General features: G+C 66.0%; 3 protein-coding genes. 2 read left to right on the top strand and 1 reads right to left on the bottom strand.

Annotated elements, in window-relative coordinates:
- The first annotated feature begins 1 nt into the window (after position 1).
- Together ACIA76_RS43490 and ACIA76_RS43485 are read left to right on the top strand one after the other, a co-directional pair.
- Entirely contained in the window at positions 2 to 4,045 is a 4,044-nt protein-coding gene (locus ACIA76_RS43490; RefSeq protein WP_397161416.1) for an SDR family NAD(P)-dependent oxidoreductase, read from the top strand.
- Positions 4,046 to 4,115: 70 nt separating this feature from the next.
- The gene (locus ACIA76_RS43485) at positions 4,116 to 5,594 is read left to right on the top strand and encodes an MFS transporter (RefSeq protein WP_397161414.1); all 1,479 of its coding nucleotides are present in this window, start codon (positions 4,116 to 4,118) and stop codon (positions 5,592 to 5,594) included.
- Positions 5,595 to 5,787: 193 nt separating this feature from the next.
- Here ACIA76_RS43485 and ACIA76_RS43480 read toward each other — a convergent pair.
- A partial coding sequence (locus ACIA76_RS43480) for a hypothetical protein (RefSeq protein ID WP_397161412.1) occupies positions 5,788 to 5,990 on the bottom strand: 203 nt, incomplete at its 5' end.

Raw genomic sequence — 5,990 nt, 5'->3', positions numbered from 1 at the left:
TGTGCGTAGGGCGGGTGTTTCGTCGTTCGGGATCAGTGGCACGAATGCGCATGTGATCATCGAACAAGCGCCCGACGAACCAGTGGCCGAGCCGGCAGATATTGCGCCGCAGCTGATTCCGGTTCTGCTGTCCGGACACACCGAGGCCGCGCTCTCCGATCAGGCCGAGCGCATGCGGTCGGTGGACCCGGCGGCATCAGTGGCCGATATCGCCGTCGCGGCGGTAACAGGGCGGGCCCGGCTCGGTCATCGTGCCGCGCTGGTGGCGCGGGACCGCGCCGAATTGGACGCCCAGCTGGCGGCGCTGGCCGCGGGCACATCGATGACCACGATCGTCACCGGCAAGCCGGTATCGGGCAAGGTGGCGTGGCTGTTCACCGGCCAGGGCGCACAACGCCCCGGCATGGGCGCCGAGCTGTACCGTCAATTCACCGTCTTCGCCGAGACGATCGACACTACCTGTGCGTTATTCGACAACCATCTCGAATTGCCACTGAGAGAGGTCATTTTCGCCGAGCCAGGCACCCCGGCGGCTGCCGCGCTCGACCGCACCGAGTACACCCAGTGCGCGCTGTTCACGGTCGAGGTAGCCCTTACTCGGCTGCTCGAATCATGGGGACTAACACCGGATTTCGTGGCGGGACATTCAATCGGCGAGTTGACCGCGGCGCATATTGCCGGGGTGTTCGATCTGGCGAGCGCGGTCCGGCTCGTCGCGGCCCGTGGCAGGCTCATGCAGGCGCTGCCCGCGGGCGGGGCGATGCTGGCTGTCGACGCCGCCGAAGCGGAGGTCGTCGGGCACCTGGACGATACCGTCAGCATCGCGGCAGTGAACGCACCCGGTGCGGTAGTGGTCTCCGGTGACGAGTCCGGCGTCACGGCGATTGCCGCGGCCTTCGCCGATCGCCGGACCACCCGGCTGCGGGTCAGTCACGCGTTTCACTCGCCGCGGATGGACGCGATGCTGGCGGAGTACGAAGAGGTAGTCAGTGCACTCGATCTGCACGTACCGACGATCCCGATGATCTCGACTGTGACCGGCATCAGCGCGACGGTCCAAGAGCTGACCGCGGCCGCGTACTGGGTGCGCCAGGTGCGCGATACGGTCCGCTTCGCCGATGCGGTCGCCGCCATGGAGGCGGCGGGTGTCCGGGTCTTCGTCGAGGTCGGACCGGATGCAGTGCTCGCCGGCATGATCGGCGAGACGCTGGCGGATCCGCAGCGTTCGGCGGTGGTGCCGACCCTGCGCAAGAACAACGCCGACGACGTCGCGTTCGCGTCCGCGCTCGGTGCGCTACAGGTGCACGGGGTCGAACTGGCCTTCGCGACGCACCGCCCGGTCGTCGCACCTCCGGTGTTGTTGCCTACCTACGCTTTTCAGCGTCAGCGATTCTGGCTCGAGGACGGGCCGAGTGGTCCGGCCGGCGCGGCGGCGCTGGGGCAGGGCACAGCCGCACACCCCATGCTCGGTGCCGTGCTGACCGTGGCCGAGAGCGAAACGGTGGTGCTCACCGGCGTGCTCTCGCCGCGCACTCAGCCTTGGTTGGCCGATCACGTGGTGGCCGGAGTGGTGCTGGTGCCCGGTAGCGCCTTCGTAGAATTGGCCGCGCACGCCGCGGAACATGTGCGCTGCGCAGCGGTCGACGAACTGACGGTGGAACGACCGTTGTCGATATCGGACGGTGACCCCGTCGATCTCCAGGTCGTCATCGATGCCGCGAATGACCTTGGCGCACGGACGATTACCATCCACGCCAGGGTACGGAGGAGCGGCTCCTGGACCCGGCACGCTTCGGGTGTGCTCGCACCGGTGGCGGCGCCCGAACCCGCGCCGCTACTGGTGTGGCCACCGGCGGGCGCGGTGCCGGTCGACGTCGATGGTCTCTACGACAGCATGCGGGAGCAGGGATACGGCTACGGCCCGGTATTCCGCGGCCTGCGTGCAGCGTGGCGGCTCGATGCGGATCTGTTCGCCGAACTGGCCCTGCCTGAGGGCGCGGTGGACGACGGCGCCGAATTCGGTTTGCACCCCGCGGTGCTCGATGCCGCGCTGCACGGCATCGACCTACTCGGCGGCCAAGACCCGACCGTGCTGTCGCTCCCGTACAGCTGGGCGGGGTATCGCCTGTACGCCGCGGGCGCATCGATGGTGCGCCTGCAGCTGACCCGCCACGCCGTCGACCAGTTGAGCGTGCGGCTGTTCGACCCGGCGGGCAAGCCGGTCGCGGTGGTGGAGTCGGTGCGGCTGCGGACGGTGACTCTTGACTCGCTCGCTGAGCCGCAGACCGGCGACTTGTTCGAAATGATCTGGGAACCAACGATATTGCCGGACATCGCGAGTGCGGAGCCCACGGCCGACGTGCTGTTGCTCGCCCCCGCGTCGGCGGGTACGACGTCGGTGCAGGCGGCCCGCGAGGTAGCCGCCCAAGCATTGACCGCGATGCAGGACCGGATCGAGCGCAGCTCCGACACTGAGACGCCGATGGTGCTCGTCACCAGAAATGCGGTCGACTTCGGTGTCGGTCAAGATAATTCGCCGGACTTGGCCCATGCCGGCATCTGGGGGATGACGCGTTCCGCGAGCGCCGAGCATCCGGGCAGGCTGGTCCTGGTCGATATCGACGACGACCCCGCCTCATTGGCCGTACTGCCCGCCGCGATCGCCACCGGGGCAAGCGAACTGGCGCTGCGGGCGGGCAACGCCTACCTGCCCCGGCTGGTCGAAACCAGCCCCGGCCGGTCGCCATGGCCGCTGAACCCGCGCGGCACCGTCCTGATCACCGGCGGTACCGGCACTTTGGGCAGGCTGATCGCCCGGCACCTGATCACCGAGCATGGCGCGACTCGGTTGATCCTGTGCGGTCGTTCCACCCCAGCCGACCTCGGTGAGCTGGCTGAGCCAGGTGCCGAGGTAACCGTCGCGGCATGTGACGCGGCCGATCGCGACGCACTCGCGGCCGTGCTGGCGAACATCCCGGTCGACCATCCCCTCACCGCGGTAATCCATGCCGCAGGCGTCCTCGACGACGGATTGATTTCGGCGATGACCCCGGACCGGTTCGATACGGTCTTCCGGCCGAAGGTCGACGCCGCATGGCATCTGCACGAGCTGACCGCCGAACTCGAGCTGGACGCCTTTGTCCTGTTCTCCTCCGCCGCCAGTATGCTCGGCGGCGCCGGACAAGCGAATTACGCTGCGGCGAACGGGTTCTTAGATGCGCTGGCCGTGCATCGACGGTCCCGTGGTCTGCCTGCGCAGTCGCTGGCCTGGGGGTTGTGGCACACCGAGTCTGGGATGGCCGGGGCGCTCGGGGAGACCGAACTGCACCGGTTGCGCCGCGAAGGCGTCGAACCGTTGTCGGTGACCGCGGCGCTCGCGCTGTTCGATCGCGCGCTCGCTACGGATCGAGCGGTGCTGCTGCCGATGCGAGTACGACGCAGCGAAACCGCTGTCGCGTTGCTGCGTACTGCGGCCGAGCCGGCGGCTCGGCGGCGGGCGGGGGCGCGTTCCGAGACGGCAAACCAGCCGGAGACATTGGCGCAGCAGCTGATCGGGCTGTCGGCGACGGCGGCCGAAGAGATCCTGCTCGCGGCCGTGCGCGCACATGTCGCGGACGTGCTCGGCTACGCGGGCATCGATGCTATCGGTGCCGACCGGGGTTTCGGCGATATGGGTATCGACTCGCTGGCTGCGTTGGAGGTGCGCAATCGGATCGGCGCGCAGACCGGACTACGACTGTCGGCGACCATCATGTTCGACTACCCGAATCCCGCCGCGCTGGCCGGTCACCTCGCCGAGGAAGTGGGCCCGGAGCAGGAGATGACCGACGCTGCGGCGGCGGAGCTGCTCCGGCTGGAGGTATCGCTCGATACGATGACGATGACCGAGGCGCAACGCGCGCTGACCGCTGCTCGGCTGGGAGAAATCGCCGCCAAGTGGGCGAGATCGGTTCTGCCGGAGCTGAATACGGAGAGCGTCCTGGGTGCGGCGACTGCCGATGAGATGTTCAGTATCTTGGACAGCGAGTTGGGGGCCGCGAATTGAGCCAGCTACCTCCCTTGAGGGATTACCCCGTTCTTGCTAAATCACATCTGTACTGATCAGGCGAGGGAACATGGCAAGATCATACGAACCAGGCTCGGGCGCGCGGCACGTGACGGCAGACAAGTCCATAGACGCCAGGCGTTGGTTGGCGCTCGCCGTGCTCGGCGTGGTCCAACTGATGGTCGTGCTCGATGCGACGGTGATGAATATCGCGCTACCGGATGCGCAACGGGCACTCTACTTCTCGGATGCGAACCGGCAATGGGTGGTCACCGGGTACTCCGTCGCCTTCGGCAGTCTGCTACTGCTCGGTGGCCGGCTGAGCGATCTGTTCGGGCGGCGGGCGACCTTCATCGCCGGGCTCGTGGGCTTCGGTATCGCATCGGTAGTCGGCGGCGCCGCGGTGAATTTCGAGATGCTGGTCGCCGCGCGGGTGGGCCAAGGTCTATTCGCTGCGCTGCTGTCACCAACCATCCTGTCGTTGCTGACGGCGACCTTCCACGAACCTGGCGAGCGGGCCAAAGCTTTCGGCGTCATCGGTGCGATCGCCGGAATGGGCGCCGCTGTCGGTCTGCTGCTCGGCGGGTCGCTCACTCAGGGGGCCTCATGGCGGTGGGCGCTGTATGTCAACGTGGCATTCGTTGTTGCCGCACTGATCGGGACGTTCCTTGCATTGTCCACGCAGGTCGTCGATCAGAAACCGACGCTCGATGTGCCAGGTACGGTGACGGTCACCGCTGCGCTGTTCAGCATCGTCTACGGACTGTCGGAGGCGAGCAGCAAGAGCTGGACCGATGCGAGCACGATCGGATTCCTGATCGCCGGTGTCGTGCTGCTCGCAGTATTCCTGGTTTCGCAGACGCGGGTCGCGAATCCGATACTGCCACTGCGGATCCTGATGGATCGAACCCGCACGGGCGCCTATCTCGCGATGTTCATTCTCGGTATCGGCATGTTCGCGATCTTCCTGTTCCTCATCTACTACCTGCAGTTGAATCTCCGTTACTCACCGATTCGGGCAGGTATTGCATTCCTGCCGATGGTGGCCGCGATCATCATCGCCTCGACCACGGCACCAACGCTGCTGCTGCCGCGGCTCGGTGCCAAGATCACTGTCGGGAGCGGGTTCGTCTTGTCCGCGGCTGGGATGGCGACACTGACTCGGATCGGGCTGAAAAGCCAGTACGTGTCGGGGATCCTGCCGGGGCTGCTGCTATTCGGACTCGGGATGGGCGCAGTGATATCGGTTGCTCTGCACGGGTCGAGCGCCGGTGTAGACCAGGCGGATACGGGTATCGCGTCGGCGATGGTCAATATGGCCCAGCAGGTCGGCGGCGCGATCGGTATCGCATTGCTGAGCACGATCGCCGTGACCGCGCAGACCGAGTACCTGGAGGGTCGCGAGTTGACCCCGATTGTGCAGGCCCAAGCACAGATTCACAGTTACACCACCACATTCTGGTGGGCCACCGCGATCTTCGTGATCGGGGGACTCATCGTGGTTGCCCTTCTCCCCAACGCATTGCCCGCGTCCGCCGCAGAAGCATGATCCGCCACCTCCGAGACTCCGGAACTCATGCCGCAACCGATTGCATTGCTCACAGGCTTTCGCGGCGGCTGGCAGGGGGCAACGCCGGATACGGCGGGATGGACTTCGCCACCAGAAGGGCGCTCCTCAACCACGAAAATTCTGTCTTCAGCAAACAGGATTATCGCAGGTCGGAGCACCCGTCACCCCCAGGTCATTTGACGGCGTCCCATCCTTCTCGGTACTCGCTATTGAAGGTCAGCGACGGGAATTTCATAATTCCACCGTGGTAGGCGTTAAGGACGTTGCCCATGTCCCCCTTAGACCGTGTCTTACGTGGTTGTGATTCGGTTCTGCTGCGTCGGATCCGGTTGTGCTGCATGATGTTCGACTTGTGGTCGATGAGTTGTCCAAACG

The sequence above is a fragment of the Nocardia sp. NPDC051570 genome (genome assembly GCF_044454005.1).
In the GTDB taxonomy this organism is placed as follows: Bacteria; Actinomycetota; Actinomycetes; order Mycobacteriales; family Mycobacteriaceae; genus Nocardia.
This window is presented reverse-complemented; position numbering and strand designations above follow the sequence as displayed.

Bases quoted from the DNA above. Each gene is read 5' to 3' on its own strand.
- ACIA76_RS43485 (WP_397161414.1), top strand. From the start codon at position 4,116: ATGGCAAGATCATACGAACCAGGCTCGGGCGCGCGGCACGTGACGGCA.